Source organism: Pseudomonas umsongensis (genome assembly GCF_002236105.1).
Lineage (GTDB): Bacteria > Pseudomonadota > Gammaproteobacteria > Pseudomonadales > Pseudomonadaceae > Aquipseudomonas > Aquipseudomonas umsongensis.
Genome location: NZ_NIWU01000010.1, coordinates 1 through 22,522, shown reverse-complemented (window position 1 = coordinate 22,522; position 22,522 = coordinate 1). Strand labels below are relative to the sequence as shown.

The following is a 22,522-nucleotide window of genomic DNA, read 5'->3' as shown; positions in this document are numbered from 1 at the left end:
AAAAATCTTACTCTTAATAAATCACTTTAACTTCCGAGCGCAGCCCCTTGTGCTGATTCAAGTTATTGGGCGTTTTCATCTGCCTGATCCTGCTTGCTCCCCTCTATATGCTCCTAAATCTCAGTTCTGTAAGGGTTTTCCTTTAAGGCGCGCCTTGACGGTGCGGTGGGCGCATTCCTATAGTGTGCGCAAGTGGCGGAAAGTGGCATGAAGTGGGTTTTTTGAGCTAGAAACGCTAGAATTTGGAGAAACGCTGACGTGTTTCGCGGAGCCAACGCTATCAGTCTCGATGCAAAGGGCCGTCTCGCCATGCCGAGCCGGTACCGTGACGAGCTGGTTTCGCGAAGTTCCGGGCAGTTAATTGTCACAATTGATGCCGTTGATCCGTGTTTGTGTGTTTACCCCCTCGATGAGTGGGAAATTATTGAAACCAAACTGCGCGCACTGCCTTCGCTTCATGAAGCGAACCGTCGTCTGCAACGTTTACTGATTGGTAATGCCGTCGACCTCGAGCTCGATGGCAGTGGTCGTTTTCTGGTTCCGCCGCGTCTTCGTGAATATGCCAAGTTGGATAAGCGCGCGATGCTGGTAGGCCAACTGAACAAGTTCCAATTGTGGGACGAGGATGCCTGGGATGCGGTTGCTGCCGCTGACCTGGCTGCTATTCAAGAACCGGGCGCGATGCCTGACGAACTGCGTGAATTGATCCTGTGACTATAGATAGCGGCTTTAACCACATCACCGTACTGCTTGACGAAGCCGTCGAGGCTCTCGCCGTACGTCCTGATGGCTGCTATCTGGACGGCACGTTCGGACGCGGCGGACACAGCCGGTTGATCCTCAGCCGGCTCGGTCCCGATGGTCGGTTGCTAGGGTTCGACAAAGACCCTCAAGCGATTGCCACCGGGCAGACGCTAGCGGCCGAAGACGGCCGCTTTGTCGTTGTGCAGCGCAGCTTTGCCGAGCTGGGTGCGGAAGTCGCCGCGCGCGGCATGAACGGCAAGGTCAGCGGTGTATTGCTCGACCTGGGCGTCTCTTCGCCACAGCTGGATGACCCGGAGCGCGGTTTCAGTTTTCTCAACGATGGTCCGCTGGACATGCGCATGGACCCGTCCCGCGGGATCAGCGCGGCCGAATTCGTCAACACCGCGCCCGTGGAAGAAATCGCCCGAGTGTTCAAGGAATACGGCGAAGAGCGGTTTTCCGGGCGCATGGCCCGTGCCGTCGCCGAACGTCGCGATATCAAGCCGTTCGAGCGCACTGCCGATCTGGCTGAAGTCCTGAAAGTGGCGAATCCTGCCTGGGAAAAGGGCAAGAACCCGGCAACCCGTGCATTCCAGGGCCTGCGCATTCACGTCAACAACGAACTGGGCGATCTGGAAGCCGGCCTTGAAGCGGCGCTGGAGAGCCTGGAAGTGGGCGGTCGCCTGGTGGTCATCAGCTTCCATTCGCTGGAAGATCGCATCGTCAAGCTGTTCATGCGCAAGCTGGTTAAAGGCGAAGCCGACAACCTGCCACGCAACCTGCCGGTTCGGCACGTCGCCTTCGAACCGAAAATCAAGATCCATGGCAAAGCGCAGACGGCCTCCGATGCCGAGCTGAAGGCCAACCCACGTTCGCGCAGTGCTGTCATGCGTGTGGCGGAGAAGCTGCGGTGAGCAAGCTTTTCGCCAAGCCACTGCCCGGCGGAAGCTTTTTCATGCTGCTGTTGTTCGTTGGCGTGCTCGTGTCGGCCATAGGCGTGTCCTACAGCGCACACTGGAACCGTCAGTTGCTGAACGCGTTGTACAGCGAGTTGAGCGTGCGCGATAAGGCGCAGGCCGAATGGGGGCGCTTGATTCTCGAACAAAGCACCTGGACCGCCCATAGCCGTATCGAAGTGTTGGCCACTGAACAACTGAAAATGCGCATTCCCGGTGCCGCCGAAGTGCAGATGGTGGCGCCATGATGAAACTCGAAGGTGCTCTTTTTCCATGGCGCTTCCGCCTGGTGCTGGGTCTGCTCGGCGTCATGGTGGCGGCGATCGCCTGGCGCATCATTGACCTGCAAGTGGTCGACCGTGCCTTTCTCAAAGGCCAGGGCGATGCGCGCAGCGTTCGGCATATTCCGATCCCGGCTCACCGTGGCCTGATCACCGACCGAAATGGCGAACCTTTGGCCGTGAGTACGCCGGTCACCACCCTGTGGGCCAATGCCAAGGAAATGCAGCTGGCCAAGGAAAAATGGCCGGCACTGGCTGCCGCGCTGGGGCAAGACCCCAAGGCCCTGGCCGAGCGCCTAGAGGCACAGGCCAACAAGGAGTTCATTTATCTGGTGCGCGGGCTGACGCCTGAGCAAGGCCAGGCCGTACTCGACCTGAAAGTGCCGGGTGTCTATGGGATCGAAGAGTTCCGCCGTTTCTACCCGGCTGGTGAGGTCACGGCCCATATGGTCGGCTTTACCGACATTGATGACCACGGACGCGAAGGTGTCGAGCTGGCCTACGATGAATGGCTGGCCGGGGTCCCCGGCAAACGGCAGGTGATCAAGGACCGGCGCGGCCGGTTGATCAAGGATGTCCAGGTTACCAAAAACGCCAAGGCCGGAAAGCCCTTGGCGTTGTCCATTGACCTGCGCCTGCAGTACCTGGCCAACCGCGAGTTGCGCAACGCGATCATCGAGAACGGCGCCAAGGCCGGCAGCCTGGTGATCATGGACGTGAAGACCGGCGAAATCCTCGCCATGGTCAACCAGCCGACCTACAACCCGAACAACCGCCGCAACCTTCAACCGGCGATGATGCGTAACCGCGCGATGATCGACGTGTTCGAACCGGGTTCGACCATGAAGGCGATCTCCATGAGCGCCGCGATCGAAACCGGGCGCTGGAAACCGAGCGATACCGTCGAGGTGTATCCGGGCTCCTTGCAGATCGGCAAGTACACCATCAAGGACGTATCCAAGTCCGAAGGGCCGGTGCTCGACCTGGCTGGCATCCTGATCAATTCCAGTAACGTCGGCATGAGCAAGATCGCGTTCGATATCGGTGGCGAGACGATTTTCCGTCTCGCTCAGAAAGTCGGTCTGGGCCAGGATACCGGCCTCGGCTTCCCGGGCGAGCGTGTCGGCAACCTGCCGAACTACCGCGAGTGGCGCAAGGCTGAAACCGCCACGCTGTCCTACGGCTACGGTGTTTCCGTGACGGCGATCCAGTTGGTTCACGCGTTCTCGGCGTTGGCCAACAACGGTCGCCTGGCGCCACTGACACTGATCAAGACCGACAAGGCGCCGCAGACTACCCAGGTGCTCCCGGAAGCCGTCGCGAAGACCATGCAAGGCATGCTGCAGCAAGTGATTGAAGCGCCGCGCGGTGTATTCCGTGCACAGGTGCCGGCCTATCACGTGGGCGGCAAGTCGGGTACCGCGCGTAAAACGTCGGTCGGTACCAAAGGCTACGCCGAGAACTCCTACCGCTCGCTGTTCGCCGGTTTCGGCCCGATGAGCGATCCACGCTACGCCATCGTGGTGGTGATCGACGAGCCGACCAAGGCTGGTTACTTCGGTGGCCTGGTCTCTGCGCCGGTGTTCAGCCGCGTGATGTCCGGCACCCTGCGTTTGATGAACATCACCCCGGACAACCTGCCACCTACCCAACAAGCGAACGCAGCGCCGGTCGTTCCACTGAAAGCCAATGGAGGGCGCGGCTGATGTCTCTGAGCCTGAACAAGATTTTCCCCCACGCCGGCCACGATCTGTTGATCCGTGAATTGGCGCTCGACAGCCGCAACGTACGCGCCGGTGACTTGTTCCTCGCGGTGCCGGGCGGCAGGTTCGATGGCCGTGCGCACATTGCCGATGCGCTTGCGCGCGGCGCGTCGGCCGTAGCTTATGAAGTGGAAGGCGCCACGGTGTTGCCAATCACTGACGTGCCGCTGATTCCGGTCAAGGGGCTGGCGGCGCAGTTGTCGGACATCGCCGGACGCTTTTATGGCGAGCCGAGCCATCACCTGAAACTGGTGGGCGTGACCGGCACCAACGGAAAGACCAGCGTGACCCAACTGGTGGCCCAGGCGCTGGACCTTCTGGGCCAGCACTGCGGCATTGTCGGCACCCTTGGCTGTGGTTTTCATGGCGCGCTGGAAAGCGGCCTGCACACCACGCCCAACCCGATTGCAGTGCAAGCGACCCTGGGCGACCTGAAAAAAGCCGGGGCCAAGGCGGTTGCCATGGAGGTCTCGTCCCACGGTCTGGACCAGGGCCGTGTCACCGCGCTGGCATTCGATGTGGCCGTGATGACGAACCTGTCCCGCGACCACCTGGATTACCACGGCACCATGCAGGCCTATGGCGAAGCCAAGGCCAGGCTGTTTGCCTGGAACGATCTGAAATGCCGGGTAATCAACCTCGACGATGACTTCGGCCGGCAACTGGCCGCCGACAAGCGCGAATCGCGGCTGATCACCTACAGCCTGCTCGACAGCAGCGCTTATCTTTATTGCCGCCAGGCGCAGTTCGACGACGAAGGCGTGCGTGCCACGCTGGTCACGCCCCAGGGCGAACACCACCTGCGCAGTACATTGCTGGGTCGTTTCAACTTGAGCAACGTGCTGGCGGCGATTGGCGCCTTGCTCGGTCTGGATTACGCCCTGGACGAAATCCTCAAGGTGCTGCCGAAACTTGAAGGCCCGGCCGGACGCATGCAACGCCTGGGCGGTGGTACCCAGCCGTTGGTGGTGGTCGATTACGCCCACACCCCGGATGCGCTGGAAAAAGTCCTGACGGCCCTGCGTCCTCACGTCAAAGGTCGGCTGCTGTGCCTGTTCGGCTGTGGCGGCGATCGCGATCGCGGCAAGCGTCCGCTGATGGCCGAAGTGGTCGAGCGTCTGGCCGATGGTGTGCTGGTCACCGACGACAACCCGCGTACCGAAGATCCATCGGTGATTTTCGATGACATCCGTGCAGGCTTCACCGCTGTGGATAAAGTGACCTTCGTTGCCGGCCGTGGCCAGGCGATTGCGCAGTTGATCGCGGGTGCGTCGGCCGATGACGTGATTGTCCTGGCCGGTAAAGGTCATGAGGACTATCAGGAAATCAATGGCGAGCGCCATGCCTTTTCCGATCTGGTCGAGGCCGATCACGCCTTGACCGCGTGGGAGGTGGCCCATGCTTAAAGCCTTGAAACTGAGCGAACTCACCGGCGCGCTGAATGGGCGGTTGATCGCCGCTGATGCGAGCTTCGACGGGGTCAGCATTGACAGTCGTGCAATCAAGCCGGGCCAGCTGTTCATCGCCTTGGCCGGTCCGCGCTTCGATGGCCATGACTATCTCAATGAAGTCGCAGCCAAAGGTGCCGTGGCAGCCTTGGTCGAGCGTGAAGTCGCCGACAGCACGCTGCCGCAATTGCTGGTGAGCGATACCCGCCAGGCATTGGGTCAACTGGGCGCGCTCAATCGCGCGGCATTCACCCAGCCAGTCGCCGCCATCACCGGTTCCAGTGGCAAGACCACGGTCAAGGAAATGCTCGCGAGCATCCTGCGCACTCGCGGTCCGGTGCTGGCAACCCGCGGCAACCTGAACAACGACCTCGGCGCTCCGTTGACCCTGCTCGAACTGGCACCGGAACACAGCGCCGCCGTGATCGAGCTCGGTGCTTCGCGTCTGGGTGAAATTGCTTATACCGTGGGCCTGACCAAACCTCATGTGGCCATCCTCAACAATGCCGGAACCGCCCATGTCGGCGAATTCGGCGGGCCGGAAAAAATCGTCGAAGCCAAGGGCGAGATCATTGATGGGCTCGATGCCAATGGCGTCGCCGTACTCAATCTCGACGACAAGGCGTTCGGCATCTGGAAGACCCGCGCTGGCGAGCGCAAGGTGCTGACCTTCGCCCTGAGCAATGTCAGTGCCGATTTCTACGCCAGTGACCTGGCTACCGATGCGCGTGGTTGCCCGGCGTTCAACCTGCACAGTCCTGAAGGTGAGGAGCGCGTTCAACTGAACCTGCTCGGCACCCATAACGTTGCCAATGCCATGGCCGCTGCGGCTGCCGCCCACGCCCTGGGTGTGTCGCTGTTCGGCATCGCCACCGGCCTCGGTGCGGTGCAACCGGTCAAGGGTCGTACCGTCGCGCAACTGGCCAGCAATGGCATGCGCGTGATTGATGACACTTATAACGCGAACCCCACCTCCATGTGCGCTGCCGTTGATATACTGGCCGGCTTTTCCGGTCGCACCGTTCTGGTGCTCGGGGATATCGGCGAGTTGGGCGATTGGGCAGAGCAGGGGCACCGCGATGTGGGCGAGTACGCCCGTGGCAAGGTTTCTGCGCTGTACGCCGTCGGACCGATGATGGTTCACGCCGTCAACGCCTTCGGACCCCAAGCCTTTCACTTCAGCACTCAGGCTGAACTGATCAAGGCGCTGGGCGCCGAGCAAGACACAAACACCACCATTTTGATCAAGGGCTCGCGCAGCGCTGCGATGGAAAACATCGTTGCCGCTTTGTGCGGGTCCAGTCCGGAGAAACATTAATGCTGCTGCTGCTAGCGGAGTATCTGCAACAGTTCTACAAAGGCTTCGCGGTCTTCCAGTACCTGACCCTGCGCGGGATACTCGGTGTGCTGACCGCGCTGGTCTTGTCGCTGTGCTATGGCCCGTGGATGATCCGCACCCTGCAGAACCGTCAGATCGGCCAGTCCGTTCGCAACGACGGCCCGCAATCGCACTTGTCCAAATCCGGCACCCCAACCATGGGTGGCGCGCTGATTCTATCGTCGATTGGTGTCAGCACCCTGTTGTGGGCCGACCTGACCAACCGTTATGTCTGGGTTGTCCTGTTGGTGACCCTGTTGTTCGGTGCCATCGGTTGGGTCGACGACTACCGCAAAGTGATCGAAAAGAATTCCCGTGGCTTGCCCAGTCGCTGGAAGTATTTCTGGCAGTCGGTGTTCGGCCTGGGCGCGGCGATCTTCCTTTATATGACTGCCGCCACCCCGGTGGAAACCACACTGATCCTGCCGATGCTCAAGGACTACAGCATCCCGCTGGGCGCAGGCTTCATCGTCCTGACCTATTTCGTGATCGTGGGTTCGAGCAACGCGGTCAACCTGACCGACGGCCTCGACGGCCTGGCGATCATGCCGACCGTGATGGTCGGCGGCGGCCTGGGGATCTTCTGCTACCTGTCGGGTAACGTGAAATTCGCCGAATACCTGCTGATCCCTTATGTACCGGGCGCGGGTGAGCTGATCGTATTCTGCGGCGCGCTGATCGGCGCTGGCCTGGGCTTCCTGTGGTTCAACACCTACCCGGCACAAGTCTTCATGGGTGACGTCGGCGCATTGGCGTTGGGCGCGGCCCTGGGCACCATCGCGGTAATCGTTCGCCAGGAAATCGTCTTGTTCATCATGGGCGGCGTGTTCGTGATGGAAACCCTGTCAGTCGTCATTCAGGTTGCTTCCTTTAAGCTGACCGGTCGCCGTGTGTTCCGCATGGCACCGATTCACCACCACTTTGAACTCAAGGGCTGGCCCGAGCCACGCGTGATTGTCCGTTTCTGGATCATCACCGTGATTCTCGTGCTGATTGGCCTTGCCACCCTGAAATTGAGGTAGAAACTCGTGTCCCTGATCGCGTCTGACCACTTCCGCATCGTTGTCGGCCTCGGCAAGAGCGGCATGTCCCTGGTTCGCTTCCTGGCGAACCGGGGCGTGGCGTTTGCAGTGGCCGATACGCGGGAAAATCCACCGGAACTGGCCACGCTCAAGCGTGACTACCCGCAGGTGGAAGTGCGTTGTGGCGAGTTGGACGTCGAGTTCCTGTGCCGTGCCGACGAGCTCTACGTGAGCCCCGGCCTGGCACTGGCTACCCCGGCCCTGCAGGCCGCCGCTGCCCGTGGCGTGAAATTGTCCGGCGACATCGAGCTGTTCGCGCGTAACGCGAAGGCGCCGATCGTGGCCATCACCGGTTCCAATGCGAAAAGCACCGTGACCACCCTGGTCGGCGAGATGGCCGCTGCGGCGGGCAAGCGTGTGGCCGTCGGTGGCAACCTGGGTACGCCAGCGCTGGATTTGCTCAGCGACGACATCGAGTTGTACGTGATGGAGCTGTCGAGTTTCCAACTGGAAACCACCGATCAACTCAACGCCGAAGTGGCGACCGTGCTCAACATCAGCGAAGACCACATGGACCGCTACAGCGGCCTGCCGGCCTATCACCTGGCCAAGCACCGGATATTCCGCGGTGCCAGGCAGTTCGTGGTCAACCGCCAGGACGCCCTGAGCCGGCCACTGATCGGCGAGGGTCAGCCATGCTGGACTTTCGGCCTGAACAAGCCTGACTTCAAGGCTTTCGGGCTCCGCGAAGAAGGCGGCGAGAAATACCTGGCCTTTGAATTCCAGAACCTGATGCCAGTGCGCGAATTGAAAGTTCGCGGCGCCCATAACCAGTCCAACGCCCTGGCGGCCTTGGCACTCGGCCACGCCGTCGGCTTGCCGTTCGACGCCATGCTGTCGGCCCTGCGCAATTTCGCCGGGCTGGAGCATCGTTGCCAATGGGTCCGTGACCTGGATGGCGTGGGCTATTACAACGATTCCAAAGCCACCAATGTCGGCGCCGCGCTGGCGGCCATCGAAGGCCTGGGCGCGGACATCGACGGCAAAGTCGTGCTGATCGCTGGTGGCGATGGCAAGGGCGCCGAATTCAAGGACCTGCGTGATCCGGTGGCGGCCAACTGCCGCGCCGTGATCCTCATGGGCCGCGACAGCGACAAGATCGGCCAGGCCATCGGCGATGCCGTACCGCTGATTCGTGCGGGCTCCCTGGTCGAAGCCGTCGAGCAATGCCGCGCCACTGCGCAACCGGGCGACGTGGTGCTGCTGTCGCCGGCGTGCGCCAGTTTCGACATGTTCAAGAACTACGAAGATCGTGGTCACCAATTCGTCCAAGCCGTGGAGGAACTGGCATGAGTCTTCGAGGCATCATCAAGCCGTACCCATCGCCACTGATCACCGGGCGCGGTATCGACCTCGACTTTCCGATGCTCGTCGGTTGCCTGACGCTGCTGGGCCTGGGGCTGGTCATGATTGCATCGGCCTCCACCGAAGTGGCGGCGGTCCAGTCGGGCAGCGCCCTGTACTACATGATTCGCCACCTTATCTACGTGGTGCTGGGCCTGGGTGCCTGCATTGTCACCATGATGATCCCGATCGCCACCTGGCAACGCCTGGGCTGGTTGATGCTGCTGGGTGCCTTCGGCTTGCTGGTGATGGTGATCATTCCCGGCATCGGCCGTGAGGTGAATGGTTCGATGCGCTGGATCGGCTTCAGTTTTTTCAACGTCCAGCCTTCCGAGATCGCCAAGGTGTTCGTGGTGATCTACCTCGCCGGTTACCTGGTGCGTCGCCAGAAAGAAGTGCGTGAGAGCTGGATGGGGTTCTTCAAGCCATTCATCGTGTTGCTGCCGATGGCGGGCCTGTTGCTGATGGAACCGGACTTCGGTGCCACCGTCGTGATGATGGGTGCGGCGGCGGCGATGCTGTTCCTCGGTGGTGTCGGGCTGTTCCGGTTTTCCCTGATGGTGGTCCTGGCGGTCGGGGCGGTGGTGTTGCTGATCCAGATGCAGCCGTATCGGATGGCGCGCCTGACCAACTTTGCCGACCCATGGGCCGACCAGTTCGGTGCCGGCTATCAGCTGTCCCAGGCGTTGATCGCTTTCGGTCGCGGCGAGTGGCTGGGCGTCGGCCTGGGCAACAGCGTGCAGAAACAGTTCTACCTGCCGGAAGCCCACACCGACTTCGTGTTCTCGGTCCTGGCCGAAGAGCTGGGTGCCGTGGGTTCCTTGTGCACGGTGGCGCTGTTCGTCTTCGTCTGTATTCGCGGCATGTACATCGGCTTGTGGGCCGAGAAGGCCAAGCAGTTCTTCGCCGCCTATGTCGCCTACGGTCTGTCGTTCCTGTGGATCGGTCAGTTCCTGATCAACATCGGCGTGAACGTCGGCCTGCTGCCGACCAAGGGCCTGACACTGCCGTTCCTCAGCTATGGCGGCAGTTCGTTGGTGATCTGCTGTGCCTGTCTGGGTTTGTTGCTGCGCATCGAGTGGGAGAGTCGAACCCACCTGGGCAGCGAAGAGATGGAATTCCATGAGAGCGACTTCGCCGAGGAGCCGAACCATGGGCGCTAACGTATTGATCATGGCCGGTGGCACCGGGGGCCATGTGTTCCCGGCCTTGGCCTGTGCCCGCGAATTCCAGTCCCGCGGCTACACCGTGCACTGGCTGGGCACGCCGCGCGGCATCGAGAACGAACTGGTTCCGGCGGCCGGCATCGAACTGCATCGGATCAACGCCAGCGGTTTGCGCGGCAAGGGCAAGTTGTCCCTGCTCAAGGCGCCGTTCATGTTGCTCAAGTCGGTGTGGCAGGCGCGGGCGATCATTCGTCGTTTGCAACCGGCTTGCGTGGTGGGTTTTGGTGGTTATGTGACCGGTCCCGGCGGTGTCGCAGCCAAACTGGCCGGCGTGCCGGTGATCGTTCACGAACAGAACGCCGTGGCCGGTACCGCCAATCGGTTGCTCGTGCCGTTGGCCGCCCGGGTCTGTGAAGCGTTCCCCGACACCTTTACCCTGTCGAGCAGCCGACGGACCACCGGTAACCCGGTGCGCACCGAGCTGTTCCTCGAAACACCGCGACCAGCCCTGGCCGGTCGCAAGGCGCGTTTGCTGATCCTGGGTGGAAGCCTGGGCGCAGAACCGTTGAACAAGCTGCTGCCTGAAGCCCTGTCGCAAGTCCCCGTCGACCTGCGCCCGGACGTGTTCCATCAGGCCGGCAAAAACCACGATGAAGTGACTGCGCAGCGCTACCTCGCGGCTGGCGTCGAGGCGCAAGTGCAGCCGTTCATCAAAGACATGGCCCAAGCCTATGGCTGGGCCGACCTGGTGGTATGTCGCGCAGGTGCGCTGACCATCAGTGAACTGGCTGCCGCCGGTCTGCCCTCGATGCTGGTGCCGTTGCCCCATGCGATCGACGATCACCAGACCCGCAACGCCGATTATTTGGCCCGTGAAGGCGCAGCCTTCCTGATGCCGCAAAGAACGACCGGTGCAGCGGATCTTGCCGCGCGCCTGACAGAGGTCCTGATGCAACCACAACGACTCAACGATATGGCCACTGCGGCCCGCCGCCTGGCCAAACCCGATGCCACCCGTAACGTGGTCGATACCTGCCTGGAGGTGGCCCATGGTTGAGAATCAGAAAGCCATGCCGCAACCGGAAATGCGCCGCATCCGTCGCATCCACTTCGTCGGGATCGGCGGCGTGGGCATGTGCGGGATTGCCGAGGTGTTGCTGAACCTGGGCTACGAAGTGTCCGGTTCCGACCTCAAGGCTTCGCCCGTCACCGAGCGCCTGGAATCTTTCGGCGCGCAGATTTTCATTGGTCACCGCGCCGAGAACGCTGCCGCCGCCGATGTGCTGGTGGTGTCCAGCGCCGTGAACACCTCCAACCCGGAAGTCGCCACCGCGCTGGAACGTCGCATCCCGGTCGTGCCTCGGGCGGAAATGCTGGCCGAGCTGATGCGTTATCGCCACGGCATCGCCGTTGCCGGTACCCACGGCAAGACCACCACCACCAGCCTGATCGCCTCGGTCTTCGCCGCCGGCGGCCTGGACCCGACGTTCGTCATCGGTGGCCGCCTGAATGCAGCTGGCACCAATGCCCAGCTTGGCACCAGCCGCTACCTGATCGCCGAAGCCGACGAAAGTGACGCCAGCTTCCTGCACTTGCAGCCGCTGGTGGCCGTGGTCACCAACATCGACGCCGACCACATGGCGACCTACGACGGTGACTTCAACAAACTGAAGAAAACCTTCGTCGAGTTCCTGCATAACCTGCCTTTCTACGGCCTGGCGGTGGTGTGCCTGGACGATCCGGTGGTGCGTGAAATCCTCCCGCAGGTCAAGCGTCCGACCGTTACCTACGGCTTCGGCGAAGACTGCGACGTGCGCGCCATCAATGTGCGCCAGCAAGGCATGCAGACGTTCTTCACCGTGCTGCGCCCTGACCGTGAACCACTGGATGTGTCGGTGAACATGCCGGGCAACCACAACGTATTGAACGCCCTGGCAACCATCTGCATCGCCACCGACGAAGGCGTCAGCGATGAAGCCATCGTCCAGGGCCTGTCCGGGTTCCAGGGCGTTGGCCGACGCTTCCAGGTCTACGGCGAACTGCCGGTGGACGGTGGCCAGGTGATGCTGGTGGACGACTACGGTCACCACCCGACCGAAGTCGCCGCGGTGATCAAGGCCGTGCGCGGTGGTTGGCCGGAGCGTCGCCTGGTGATGGTCTACCAGCCGCACCGTTACAGCCGTACGCGCGACCTGTACGACGACTTCGTCAATGTACTGGCCGACGCCAACGTCCTGCTGCTGATGGAAGTCTATCCGGCCGGCGAAGAACCGATCCCCGGTGCCGACAGCCGCAAGCTGTGCAACAGCATCCGCCAGCGCGGCCAGCTCGACCCGATCTACATCGAGCGCGGTGTCGACCTCGCGCCGCTGGTCAAGCCGCTGTTGCGTGCCGGTGACATCCTGCTGTGCCAAGGCGCCGGTGATATCGGCGGTCTCGCACCGAAACTGTTGAAAAGTGAGTTGTTCGCCGGTGCCGTTGTTGCATCGGTGGAGGGGAAGTTGAAATGACTGCTGCCTACGCCAACCTCGCCAGCACCGTCGCGCCGAAAGACTTCGGCCGCGTCGCCGTGCTGTTCGGCGGCAAGAGTGCCGAACGCGAAGTGTCCCTGAAGTCGGGTAACGCCGTTCTCGATGCGTTGCTCAGTGCAGGTGTGGACGCGTTCGGCCTCGACGTCGGCGATGACCTGTTGCAGCGTCTGCTGAACGAAAAGATCGACCGCGCCTTCATCATCCTCCACGGCCGTGGCGGTGAAGACGGCAGCATGCAGGGCCTGCTCGAGTGCCTGGGGATTCCCTACACCGGCAGCGGCATCCTCGCCTCGGCGCTGGCCATGGACAAGCTGCGCACCAAGCAGGTCTGGCACAGCCTGGGGATTCCGACGCCACGTCACTCGGTACTGAGCAGCGAAGCCGATTGTATTTCGGCGGCGACGGAACTGGGCTTCCCTTTGATCGTCAAACCGGCCCATGAAGGTTCAAGTATCGGTATGGCCAAAGTGAGTTCCGCGTCTGAATTGATCGACGCCTGGAAAGCGGCCAGTACCTACGATTCGCAAGTGTTGGTCGAGCAATGGATTCACGGTCCGGAGTTCACCATCGCCACCCTGCGTGACCAGGTGTTGCCTCCAATCGCCCTGGGCACGACGCACAGTTTCTACGACTACGACGCCAAGTACATCGCCAACGATACCCAGTACCGTATTCCGTGCGGCCTGGACAGCGCCAAGGAAAAGGAACTCATGGACCTCACGGCGAAAGCCTGTGAAGCCTTGGGTATCGCCGGTTGGGGCAGGGCGGATGTGATGCAGGACGCCGAGGGGCAGTTCTGGTTCCTGGAAGTCAACACGGCACCGGGCATGACCGATCACAGCCTGGTGCCGATGGCGGCCCGTGCTGCCGGCCTGGATTTCCAGCAACTGGTTCTGGCCATTCTGGCCGAGAGCTTCGGCAAGCAAGAGCCGCGAGGTTAAGACCATGCAAGGCGCACAGTTGAGACATCAGCCTACCGCACCCGGTCGCAAGCCGGTGCCGCGGGGTGCCAGCCGAATGGTGGCCAAAGAGCCGATGTCCGCGCGCCTGCCGAAAGCCAACTTTGGCTTTGTCAAAGCGCTGTTCTGGCCAGTCCTGCTGGTGGCGTTGGGGTTCGGTACTTATGAAGGCGCGCAGCGTTTATTGCCGTATGCCGATCGACCGATCACCAAGATCGCGGTACAGGGCGACCTGAGCTACATCAGCCAGCAAGCGGTGCAGCAGCGAATCGCCCCGTTCGTTGCGGCGAGCTTCTTCACCATCGACCTTGAGAGCATGCGCACCGAGCTTGAAACGATGCCATGGATTGCCCACGCCGAAGTGCGCAGGGTGTGGCCGGATCAGGTGGTGATTCGCCTGGAAGAACAACTGCCGGTGGCCCGTTGGGGCGACGAATCGCTGCTGAATAACCAGGGGCAGGCGTTCACCCCGCGCGAGTTGGCCAACTACGAACACTTGCCGCAGTTGTTTGGTCCGCAGCGGGCCCAACAGCAGGTGATGCAGCAATATCAGGTACTGAGCCAGTTGCTCAGGCCATTGGGCTTCTCGATTGCGCGCCTGGAGTTGCGTGAACGAGGCAGCTGGTTCCTGACGACCGGCCCTGGCAGTGCCGGCCCCGGGATCGAACTGCTGCTGGGACGCGGCAACCTGGTGGAAAAGATGCGCCGTTTCATTGCCATCTATGACAAGACGCTCAAAGAGCAGATTACGAACATTGCGCGCATCGATCTGCGCTACGCCAACGGCCTCGCTGTTGGCTGGCGGGAACCAGTAGCGCCGACGACAGCCCAACCCGCTGTCGCGAAGAATTAAGAGAGGCAGGACCCCATGGCAAACGTGCAAAGCGGCAAAATGATCGTCGGTCTCGATATCGGCACCTCCAAGGTGGTGGCGCTGGTCGGCGAGGTCTCGGACGACGGCACGCTGGAAATCGTCGGGATCGGCACCCATCCGTCCCGAGGCCTGAAGAAAGGCGTGGTGGTGAACATCGAGTCCACCGTGCAGTCGATCCAGCGCGCCATCGAAGAAGCGCAGCTGATGGCTGGCTGCCGTATCCACTCGGCGTTTGTCGGCGTGGCGGGCAACCATATCCGCAGCCTGAACTCCCACGGCATCGTGGCAATTCGTGATCGCGAAGTCAGCTCCGCCGACCTTGAGCGCGTACTCGACGCCGCCCAGGCCGTGGCGATCCCGGCTGACCAGCGGGTGCTGCACACCTTGCCGCAGGATTACGTGATCGATAACCAGGAAGGCGTCCGCGAGCCACTGGGCATGTCCGGTGTGCGCCTGGAAGCCAAGGTCCACGTGGTCACCTGCGCCGTCAACGCCGCACAGAACATTGAAAAATGTGTGCGTCGCTGCGGCCTGGAAATCGACGACATCATCCTCGAGCAACTCGCTTCGGCTTATTCCGTGCTGACCGACGACGAGAAAGAGCTGGGCGTGTGCCTGGTGGACATCGGTGGCGGCACCACCGACATCGCGATCTTCACCGAAGGCGCGATCCGTCACACCGCGGTGATCCCGATTGCGGGCGACCAGGTGACCAACGACATCGCGATGGCGTTGCGCACTCCGACCCAGTACGCCGAAGAAATCAAGATCCGCTACGCCTGCGCCCTGGCCAAACTGGCGGGCGCCGGTGAAACCATCAAGGTCCCGAGCGTCGGCGACCGTCCGCCGCGCGAGCTGTCCCGCCAGGCCCTGGCCGAAGTGGTCGAGCCGCGTTACGACGAACTGTTCACGCTGATCCAGGCTGAGCTGCGTCGCAGTGGCTACGAAGACCTGATCCCGGCCGGCATCGTGCTGACTGGCGGTACCGCGAAGATGGAAGGCGCCACTGAACTGGCCGAGGAAATCTTCCACATGCCGGTGCGCCTGGGCGTGCCCCACGGCGTCAAGGGCCTGGATGACGTGGTGCGCAACCCGATCTATTCCACGGGCGTTGGCCTGTTGATGTACGGCCTGCAGAAGCAATCCGACGGCATCTCGTTCTCGGGTATCGGCAGCCGGGACAGCTTCAGCAACGAAGAACCCAAAGGTGCCTTGCTCGATCGCATCAAGAGCTGGGTCCAGGGCAATTTCTAAGATTTACCGCAGCACCGCAACACCGTTGTAGATACAGGCAGTAGGCGAAAAAACTAGAGAACGTAAAGGAGAGGGAAAATGTTCGAACTCGTAGACAACATCCCCGCAAGCCCGGTTATTAAAGTTATCGGTGTCGGCGGTGGCGGTGGCAACGCCGTGAATCACATGGTCAAGAGCAACATTGAAGGCGTTGAGTTCATCTGCGCCAACACTGATGCCCAGGCGCTCAAGAGCATTGGCGCGCGGACCATCCTGCAACTGGGTACCGGCGTGACCAAAGGCCTGGGCGCGGGTGCCAACCCTGAAGTAGGTCGTCAGGCCGCTCTCGAAGATCGTGAGCGCATTGCCGAAGTCCTGCAGGGCACCAACATGGTGTTCATCACCACTGGCATGGGCGGTGGTACCGGTACCGGTGCTGCGCCAATCATTGCCGAAGTGGCCAAGGAAATGGGGATTCTCACCGTTGCGGTGGTGACTCGTCCGTTCCCGTTCGAAGGTCGCAAGCGCATGCAGATCGCCGATGAAGGCATCCGCCTGCTGTCGGAAAGCGTCGACTCGTTGATCACCATTCCGAACGAGAAGCTGCTGACCATCCTCGGTAAGGACGCCAGCCTCTTGTCGGCTTTCGCCAAGGCTGACGATGTACTGGCCGGTGCCGTTCGCGGTATCTCCGACATCATCAAGCGTCCGGGCATGATCAACGTCGACTTTGCCGACGTACGTACCGTGATGAGCGAAATGGGCATGGCGATGATGGGCACTGGCTGCGCCAGCGGTCCGAACCGTGCACGCGAGGCTACCGAAGCGGCCATTCGCAACCCGTTGCTCGAAGACGTGAACCTGCAAGGTGCACGCGGCATCCTGGTGAACATCACCGCCGGTCCTGACCTGTCCCTGGGTGAGTACTCCGACGTGGGTAGCATCATCGAAGCCTTCGCTTCCGAGCACGCCATGGTCAAGGTCGGTACCGTTATCGATCCAGACATGCGCGACGAGCTGCACGTGACTGTCGTTGCGACCGGTTTGGGCGCTAAAATCGAGAAGCCGGTGAAGATCATCGACAATACCGTCCACACGTCGATGGCTTCCCAGCCGCAACAACAGGCCCCTGTTCGTCAGGACGCTCCAGCGGTGAACTACCGTGACCTGGACCGTCCGACCGTCATGCGCAACCAGGCCCAGGCCGGTGCTGCGACTGCCGCGAAGATGAATCCGCAAGATGATCTGGACTACCTGGACATCCCGGCATTCCTGCGTCGTCAGGCCGATTGATGAAATGTATCAGGGCTATGAAGGTGATTGGTGTTCAGCAAAGGCGTGGTCTGCTATCATCGCCAGCCTTTGTTGATACCAGTTCGCAATTTGCGCTGAAGCGGCCCAAGCCATGATTAAACAACGCACACTGAAAAATATTATCCGTGCCACAGGTGTAGGTCTGCACTCCGGGGAGAAGGTATACCTGACCCTCAAGCCTGCGCCGATCGACACCGGCATTGTGTTTTGTCGTGCCGACCTCGATCCCGTGGTGCAGATCCCTGCACGCGCAGAAAACGTTGGCGAAACCACCATGTCGACCACGCTGGTCAACGGTGACGTCAAAGTGGATACGGTGGAGCACTTGCTCTCGGCCATGGCTGGCCTGGGCATCGATAACGCCTACGTCGAGCTCTCCGCGTCCGAAGTCCCGATCATGGATGGCAGCGCTGGACCTTTCGTATTCCTGATTCAGTCGGCTGGCCTGGAAGAGCAGGACGCCGCCAAGAAGTTCATCCGCATCCTGCGTGAAGTGACTGTGGAAGACGGCGACAAGCGCGCCACTTTCGTCCCTTTCGAAGGTTTCAAGGTGAGTTTCGAGATCGATTTCGATCACCCGGTTTTCCGTGACCGCACACAAAGTGCAAGCGTGGATTTTTCCAGCACTTCGTTCGTAAAAGAAGTCAGCCGCGCCCGTACCTTTGGTTTCATGAGTGACATCGAGTACCTGCGCAAGCACAACCTCGCACTCGGCGGCAGTGTTGAAAACGCTATTGTGGTCGACGCTGATGGTGTATTGAACGAAGACGGCCTTCGCTACGAAGACGAATTCGTGAAACACAAGATCCTCGATGCAATTGGTGACCTCTACCTGCTGGGCAATAGCCTGATTGGTGAGTTCAAGGGCTTCAAGTCCGGCCACGCACTGAACAACCAGCTGCTGCGCAAGTTGATTGAGCAGACAGATGCCTGGGAAGTCGTGACGTTCGAAGACGCCAGCACCGCACCGATCTCTTACATGCGCCCTGTAGCGGCCGTGTAAGTAAAAAACCTCTCTAGTTTTTAAAGGCTGCCTTCGGGTGGCCTTTTTTTATGTGTGCGAATGTTCATCGCCATCCACTACAAGGCTACTACCCGATTGCGCCCGGTCTCCTTGGCTTGATACAACGCTTTGTCCGCGGCGAACATCAGCACCTCCAGGTTGATGTCGGAGCAGGCGTTCCAGGTGCTGATGCCAATGCTCACGGTAATTGGCGAGTCGGTCCCGTCGATCGGCGGTAGCTGCTCGACGGCCTCTCGAATGCGCTCGGCGATCTGTTGCGCGCCCGCCATATCGGTTTCCGGCAGGACCACCGAAAACTCCTCGCCTCCGTAGCGCGCGACCAGGTCGGCAGGCCGCCTTACGTGGGTGCGCAACACATTGGCCACTGCGCGCAAGGCCTCATCGCCGGCTTGATGGCCGTGACGATCGTTGAAGGCCTTGAAGTGATCGGCGTCGATCATCAGCAGCGACAATGGCTTGCCGGAACGCTGGGCGCGAAACCACTCATGACGCAACGTCTGGTCCAGCGTGCGGCGGTTCGCCAGACCGGTCAAGGCGTCGGTGGCGGCCAGTTGCGCCAGTTCCAGTTCGGCATGGTGGCGCAGGCGCAGTTCGCGGCAGAGCAACCAGGTCAGCCACAGCAGGCACGCACACAGGGCAATCGTGGCCAGGCTGACCACCAGCGCCGTGCGTTGCCAGGAAGCAAACACTTCCGCGCCCGACAGCGCCACGATGACAATCAGCGGCAGATTGCCAACCTGGGAAAAGGTGTAGAGCCGTTGATCCTGGTAGCGACTCGAGACACTGCTGAAGCTGCCGTTGCCTTCCTTGACGATGCGCTGGAAGTTGGGGCGACTGCTGAAGTCCGAGCCGGTCAGGTCTTCGCCCAGGCGAGGGACTTGGGCTAGGAGAATTCCATCCTTGTTGATCAGGCTGATCGAGCTGTCAGGACCGATGTTCAGGCTGTTGAACAGCTGTTCGAAGTAGCTCAGGCGCATGGCCGCTTCGGCGACTCCAAGGAACTCGCCCTGGGCGCCACTGATCCGGCGGCTGAAGCTGATGCGCCATTCGTTGTTGGCCAACCGGGACCGAAAAGGACGGCTGATGAACATGCCCGGGTCGCTGTTGTTCACGTGGGACTGGAAGTACTCGCGGTCGGCAAAGTTACCTTTCATCGGTTCTCGCGAAGCCGAGTCGGCGACTACGTTGCCCTGCTGGTCGAGCAACAGGATGTCACCCTTGTACGGTGCCGCGGTGGCGCGATCGAACAAGGCCAGGTGACGGATCTGCGGGGAAACGTGCATGAGGTCTTCACGACGCGAGGCCGCGATCAAGCCGAGCAAGGAGACGTCATAGAGCTCGATGTTGCGCAGGACGTCGGCTTCGATCAATTGCACAATGTTGGCCGCGGAGCGACTGGCTGACAGTTCGGCATTGGCGCGTTCACGCACCAGCAGGAACGCCACGATGCCGAGGATGGCAATCACCATCAAGACGCTGCCGACAATCACCAATCGCTCGGAACGCGTGGATGGGGTTGTGGGGTGAAATGTCGCGCTGCGCTCGCTCATGGTTCTGGCTTCTGCTGTCTAGGCGTCGGGAACATTCTTTTACAAGAATCGGGCAGCGTCCCGGACACCCGTCATATCCACCGCCTCCCTGCGCACTCCGGATAAAAAAAGGCCAGCAAAACGTGCCGGCCTTTTGTTTACTGAAGCTTAGAAGACATTGAGCGGGTAGTCGAAAATCACCCGGTATTCGTCAGTGTCCTGATCCAGTGCGCCATAACCGTTGCCACCCCGGTTCGTTGCCCATTGCAGGCGTAGGGCAAGGTTTTTCGCCTGGCCAGCCTGGACCACGTACTTGAGTTCGATGTCGCGCTCCCAGTGCCTGGCGTTTTTGCCGTCGGCGCTATACCAAGCGCTGTACCCTGGGCTGTCTGGATCGACTTTGGTCAGGTCCAGCTTGCCTCGGGAGTAGGACAGCGCGGAGGTCAGTCCCGGCAGGCCGAGTCCGACAAAGTCATAGGCGTACTTGAGTTTCCATGAGCGTTCGTTGGGGCCGTTGAAGTCCGAGTATTGCTGGGAGTTGTCGAGGAAGACGCTATCGCCCTGGCTGATGTAGTCGAATGGGGTGTTGCCATTGACTCGCTGGTAAGCAGTGGTGACGCTGTGATTGCCGATGCCGAGGGTGAAATGCAGGCTGTAGGTGTTGTTGTCGATGTGGCCGAGCAGCGCGTCACCGGTGTCTTGCGTGTGATAGAAGTGCAGGCCTGGGTTGAGGCTGACCACCTCGTTGAGCGCATAGGTGTAATCGAGGTCGTAGTAGTACTGGTTCCAAATGTCCTTGAGCTCGGCGGCATACAGGCTGCTGCTCAAGCCGGGCAGACCGCTCCAGGCCACGCCTGCCCAGTTGAGATGCCGGCTCTCGTCACCTTCGGCCAAGGTGCCGTAGGACGTGCCGATACGGGTATGGCCACTTTGGTTATACGGCTTGGTGAAGCTCGCTTGCCCACCCTCTATCAGCCAGCCGTCGAAGCTGTGGTTGGTCAGGCTGACCCCGCGAAAGGTCTGCGGCAACATGCGGGTCTCACCGCCGGCAATCACCGGATTGGCGAGAAACAGGTCACCGGCCTTCAATTCGGTATCGAAGGCACGCATTTTCAGGGTGCCGCCTGCGGTGGAGAACGAGCCCGGTGCCTTGCCGTTGCCATCGCTGACCGGCAGGATGCTCGAATTGTCCGTGCCGCCACCACCGTCGAGCTTGAGCCCAAGCATGGCATGTGCGTCGAAGCCGAACCCGACGCTGCCTTCAGTGAAGCCCGATTCGAAGATGCCCAGGAAACCCTGGCCCCATTCAATATTGTCATCGGCCTGCTGCTGGCGATTGCGGTTCATGTAGTAGTTGCGCGCGTTGAGGGTGAGGCTGGCGTCTTCGGCGAAACCTTGGGCAGCTGAATTGTCGGTGGCGTGAGCATTGGCCGTCATCGTTGCAGCGATTGCAACGAACAGCGCAGGTGAACTGAGTGGGAAACGCACGGGGGGTAAAGCTCCTGGGTCAGCGGGGAACAGCACTTTTCCTGCAGTCGCAGAGGTGTCTTGTTGGCGAAAAAAGGACGCGGCGGGTGGCAAAAACCACAACGAAAAAAAGCCGCTGACAGCAGCGGCTTTGAAGACAACTTTTCAATGGGAAGAGCCGTTGAAAAGTGTCGAGGGAAACTGGAGCGGTGAGCGGCGATCAGCTGTCTTTCTCAGCCTGCTTGGCCTGGACGCTCGACGCTTGTGGGGCTTGGGTGGCCTCCTGGGCTTTGGCGGTCATCTCGATCTGGTGCTCTTCGTAGGCTGCCGCCCGGGCGGTATTTTGTGCGACGAAGGCCTGTGACTCTTCGGCCATGGCGAACGGAGACAGGAACAGAGAAGACAGAACGAAAGCGCTGGCAATACCCATACTGTTGGACATCTTTTAAACCTTCTTGCTTGGCAAGTGCTGTTTGGTGCGGGCAAAGATAAGGGGCTTGAGGGAAAGGAAAAAGAGCGGATTCATGAAAGGACTGTTACCTAAAGAGCAAAGATCGAGCTTCCGACACAACGCGCGGGAAAGATTTTTTGTAGGAGCCAGGTTTGCCGGCGAAGGCGTCCTGACAGCTGGAGCTAATCTTTCAGGTGTACATATCCAATTCTGCGGTAACGGCCACCTATGGTTTCGCCCTTGCGGCGAGTCACTTGGAAAAACGGAACGCCGCCCGGCCCTAAGTAACCAAGGGCTCTTGCCCCTGGCGTTCGGTGCCTCGCTCCGGTCCTGCTCCGTGGGTCGCCGCGCTGGGCCATCCTTGGCCCAGCGCGGCTAAACCGGCATCCATGCCGGTTTACCCACTGCGCAGAACCGGAACGAAGCCTCTCGATGGGGCAAGAAAATCAAAAACCAAATTAAAAACCAAAGCGAGGCGGCCTGACAGCCGACCTAATTGCAGGCTTGTCCGCGATCCCCTGTGTGAGCCAGCCTGCTGGCGATGAGCGTCCAGACAACGCGATCCTTCAGACAGGGCGCGTTATCGTTGACGTCCATCGCGAGCAAGCATCGCTCCTACAGGGGTACGTGCTCACTTGAAGTCAGGTCGGCTTTAAGGCCGCCTCGCTTTTGTTTTTGATCGTGGGCGCCCCGTTAAACCACGATGGCCGAACGCAGGCATTGCGCAGTGGGTAAACCGGCAGGACGCAGGTTTAGCCGCGCTGGGCCAGGGATGGCCCATCGCGGCGACCCACGGAGCAATGCCGGAGTGAGGGCATGCCGAGCCCTAGCGAGGCACCGAGTGGTGGGGCAGAATGGAACAACCACATAGGTAACAGTAAAGTTCAGGCACATGGGTAACACCTGATCACTTATTTTTGATTACTTTGAGCGTCAGATAACCATCCTTAGCGTCTCGTTCATCAACCCGTCCCAGTA

General features: G+C 60.8%; 19 protein-coding genes. 16 read left to right on the top strand and 3 right to left on the bottom strand.

The window, feature by feature from the left end; genetic code table 11:
* Nucleotides 1-258 precede the first annotated feature (258 nt).
* From mraZ to lpxC, 16 genes are all read left to right on the top strand, one after another.
* Nucleotides 259-714 (top strand): division/cell wall cluster transcriptional repressor MraZ, encoded by a 456-nt coding sequence (gene mraZ / locus PSUM_RS29665; RefSeq protein WP_033040298.1) that lies wholly within the window; start codon nucleotides 259-261, stop codon nucleotides 712-714.
* Nucleotides 711-1,658, top strand: coding sequence for a 16S rRNA (cytosine(1402)-N(4))-methyltransferase RsmH (gene rsmH / locus PSUM_RS29660; RefSeq protein ID WP_008060265.1), 948 nt, complete (start codon nucleotides 711-713; stop codon nucleotides 1,656-1,658). Before mraZ ends, rsmH begins: the two co-directional genes overlap by 4 nt.
* Nucleotides 1,655-1,948 (top strand): cell division protein FtsL, encoded by a 294-nt coding sequence (gene ftsL / locus PSUM_RS29655; protein WP_020800843.1) that lies wholly within the window; start codon nucleotides 1,655-1,657, stop codon nucleotides 1,946-1,948. The genes rsmH and ftsL overlap by 4 nt, the downstream gene beginning before the upstream one ends.
* A complete protein-coding gene (locus tag PSUM_RS29650) occupies nucleotides 1,948-3,687 on the top strand; it encodes a peptidoglycan D,D-transpeptidase FtsI family protein (RefSeq protein WP_173667183.1) in 1,740 nt (579 codons plus the stop codon). Before ftsL ends, PSUM_RS29650 begins: the two co-directional genes overlap by 1 nt.
* Nucleotides 3,687-5,150, top strand: coding sequence for a UDP-N-acetylmuramoyl-L-alanyl-D-glutamate--2,6-diaminopimelate ligase (locus PSUM_RS29645; protein ID WP_020800845.1), 1,464 nt, complete (start codon nucleotides 3,687-3,689; stop codon nucleotides 5,148-5,150). The genes PSUM_RS29650 and PSUM_RS29645 overlap by 1 nt, the downstream gene beginning before the upstream one ends.
* The gene (locus tag PSUM_RS29640) at nucleotides 5,143-6,510 is read left to right on the top strand and encodes a UDP-N-acetylmuramoyl-tripeptide--D-alanyl-D-alanine ligase (RefSeq protein WP_083349737.1); all 1,368 of its coding nucleotides are present in this window, start codon (nucleotides 5,143-5,145) and stop codon (nucleotides 6,508-6,510) included. The genes PSUM_RS29645 and PSUM_RS29640 overlap by 8 nt, the downstream gene beginning before the upstream one ends.
* Nucleotides 6,510-7,592: a phospho-N-acetylmuramoyl-pentapeptide-transferase gene (gene mraY / locus PSUM_RS29635; protein WP_008016698.1), complete on the top strand. Its 1,083-nt coding sequence runs from the start codon at nucleotides 6,510-6,512 to the stop codon at nucleotides 7,590-7,592. Before PSUM_RS29640 ends, mraY begins: the two co-directional genes overlap by 1 nt.
* 6 nt (nucleotides 7,593-7,598) lie before the next feature.
* Complete coding sequence (gene murD, locus PSUM_RS29630; RefSeq protein WP_083349736.1) at nucleotides 7,599-8,945, top strand: UDP-N-acetylmuramoyl-L-alanine--D-glutamate ligase; 1,347 nt, start codon at nucleotides 7,599-7,601, stop codon at nucleotides 8,943-8,945.
* Complete coding sequence (gene ftsW / locus PSUM_RS29625; protein ID WP_020800848.1) at nucleotides 8,942-10,159, top strand: putative lipid II flippase FtsW; 1,218 nt, start codon at nucleotides 8,942-8,944, stop codon at nucleotides 10,157-10,159. Before murD ends, ftsW begins: the two co-directional genes overlap by 4 nt.
* Nucleotides 10,149-11,219: an undecaprenyldiphospho-muramoylpentapeptide beta-N-acetylglucosaminyltransferase gene (murG, locus tag PSUM_RS29620; protein ID WP_020800849.1), complete on the top strand. Its 1,071-nt coding sequence runs from the start codon at nucleotides 10,149-10,151 to the stop codon at nucleotides 11,217-11,219. The genes ftsW and murG overlap by 11 nt, the downstream gene beginning before the upstream one ends.
* Complete coding sequence (murC, locus tag PSUM_RS29615) at nucleotides 11,212-12,672, top strand: UDP-N-acetylmuramate--L-alanine ligase (protein WP_020800850.1); 1,461 nt, start codon at nucleotides 11,212-11,214, stop codon at nucleotides 12,670-12,672. Before murG ends, murC begins: the two co-directional genes overlap by 8 nt.
* Nucleotides 12,669-13,634 carry a D-alanine--D-alanine ligase gene (locus tag PSUM_RS29610; protein WP_083349735.1) on the top strand — a complete coding sequence of 322 codons (966 nt, stop codon included), beginning with the start codon at nucleotides 12,669-12,671 and terminating at the stop codon, nucleotides 13,632-13,634. The genes murC and PSUM_RS29610 overlap by 4 nt, the downstream gene beginning before the upstream one ends.
* 4 nt (nucleotides 13,635-13,638) lie before the next feature.
* Nucleotides 13,639-14,505 (top strand): cell division protein FtsQ/DivIB, encoded by an 867-nt coding sequence (locus PSUM_RS29605; RefSeq protein WP_033040309.1) that lies wholly within the window; start codon nucleotides 13,639-13,641, stop codon nucleotides 14,503-14,505.
* 15 nt (nucleotides 14,506-14,520) lie between these two features.
* Nucleotides 14,521-15,780, top strand: coding sequence for a cell division protein FtsA (ftsA, locus tag PSUM_RS29600; RefSeq protein ID WP_033040311.1), 1,260 nt, complete (start codon nucleotides 14,521-14,523; stop codon nucleotides 15,778-15,780).
* A 78-nt stretch (nucleotides 15,781-15,858) separates the two neighbouring features.
* A complete protein-coding gene (gene ftsZ / locus PSUM_RS29595; protein WP_020800853.1) occupies nucleotides 15,859-17,052 on the top strand; it encodes a cell division protein FtsZ in 1,194 nt (397 codons plus the stop codon).
* A 112-nt stretch (nucleotides 17,053-17,164) separates the two neighbouring features.
* Complete coding sequence (gene lpxC / locus PSUM_RS29590; protein WP_008060300.1) at nucleotides 17,165-18,076, top strand: UDP-3-O-acyl-N-acetylglucosamine deacetylase; 912 nt, start codon at nucleotides 17,165-17,167, stop codon at nucleotides 18,074-18,076.
* Nucleotides 18,077-18,153: 77 nt separating this feature from the next.
* Here the strand turns inward: lpxC and PSUM_RS29585 are convergent, their stop codons facing one another.
* The 3 genes from PSUM_RS29585 to PSUM_RS29575 form a co-directional block, all read right to left on the bottom strand.
* Nucleotides 18,154-19,647, bottom strand: a complete 1,494-nt coding sequence (locus PSUM_RS29585; protein ID WP_083349734.1) for a sensor domain-containing diguanylate cyclase — start codon at nucleotides 19,645-19,647, stop codon at nucleotides 18,154-18,156.
* Between the two features lie 147 nt (nucleotides 19,648-19,794).
* Complete coding sequence (locus tag PSUM_RS29580; protein WP_093935845.1) at nucleotides 19,795-21,063, bottom strand: OprD family porin; 1,269 nt, start codon at nucleotides 21,061-21,063, stop codon at nucleotides 19,795-19,797.
* Nucleotides 21,064-21,313: 250 nt separating this feature from the next.
* Nucleotides 21,314-21,535, bottom strand: a complete 222-nt coding sequence (locus PSUM_RS29575) for a hypothetical protein (RefSeq protein WP_042955887.1) — start codon at nucleotides 21,533-21,535, stop codon at nucleotides 21,314-21,316.
* Nucleotides 21,536-22,522: the final 987 nt, after the last annotated feature.

Excerpts from the sequence above, each read along its gene's own strand:
- PSUM_RS29650 (WP_173667183.1), top strand. The coding sequence starts at position 1,948 with ATGAAACTCGAAGGTGCTCTTTTTCCATGGCGCTTCCGCCTGGTGCTG.
- PSUM_RS29645 (WP_020800845.1), top strand. The coding sequence starts at position 3,687 with ATGTCTCTGAGCCTGAACAAGATTTTCCCCCACGCCGGCCACGATCTG.
- PSUM_RS29640 (WP_083349737.1), top strand. The coding sequence starts at position 5,143 with ATGCTTAAAGCCTTGAAACTGAGCGAACTCACCGGCGCGCTGAATGGG.
- mraY (WP_008016698.1), top strand. The coding sequence starts at position 6,510 with ATGCTGCTGCTGCTAGCGGAGTATCTGCAACAGTTCTACAAAGGCTTC.
- ftsW (WP_020800848.1), top strand. The coding sequence starts at position 8,942 with ATGAGTCTTCGAGGCATCATCAAGCCGTACCCATCGCCACTGATCACC.
- murG (WP_020800849.1), top strand. The coding sequence starts at position 10,149 with ATGGGCGCTAACGTATTGATCATGGCCGGTGGCACCGGGGGCCATGTG.
- murC (WP_020800850.1), top strand. The coding sequence starts at position 11,212 with ATGGTTGAGAATCAGAAAGCCATGCCGCAACCGGAAATGCGCCGCATC.
- PSUM_RS29610 (WP_083349735.1), top strand. The coding sequence starts at position 12,669 with ATGACTGCTGCCTACGCCAACCTCGCCAGCACCGTCGCGCCGAAAGAC.
- PSUM_RS29605 (WP_033040309.1), top strand. The coding sequence starts at position 13,639 with ATGCAAGGCGCACAGTTGAGACATCAGCCTACCGCACCCGGTCGCAAG.
- ftsA (WP_033040311.1), top strand. The coding sequence starts at position 14,521 with ATGGCAAACGTGCAAAGCGGCAAAATGATCGTCGGTCTCGATATCGGC.
- ftsZ (WP_020800853.1), top strand. The coding sequence starts at position 15,859 with ATGTTCGAACTCGTAGACAACATCCCCGCAAGCCCGGTTATTAAAGTT.
- lpxC (WP_008060300.1), top strand. The coding sequence starts at position 17,165 with ATGATTAAACAACGCACACTGAAAAATATTATCCGTGCCACAGGTGTA.
- PSUM_RS29585 (WP_083349734.1), bottom strand. The coding sequence starts at position 19,647 with ATGAGCGAGCGCAGCGCGACATTTCACCCCACAACCCCATCCACGCGT.
- PSUM_RS29580 (WP_093935845.1), bottom strand. The coding sequence starts at position 21,063 with ATGACGGCCAATGCTCACGCCACCGACAATTCAGCTGCCCAAGGTTTC.
- PSUM_RS29575 (WP_042955887.1), bottom strand. The coding sequence starts at position 21,535 with ATGTCCAACAGTATGGGTATTGCCAGCGCTTTCGTTCTGTCTTCTCTG.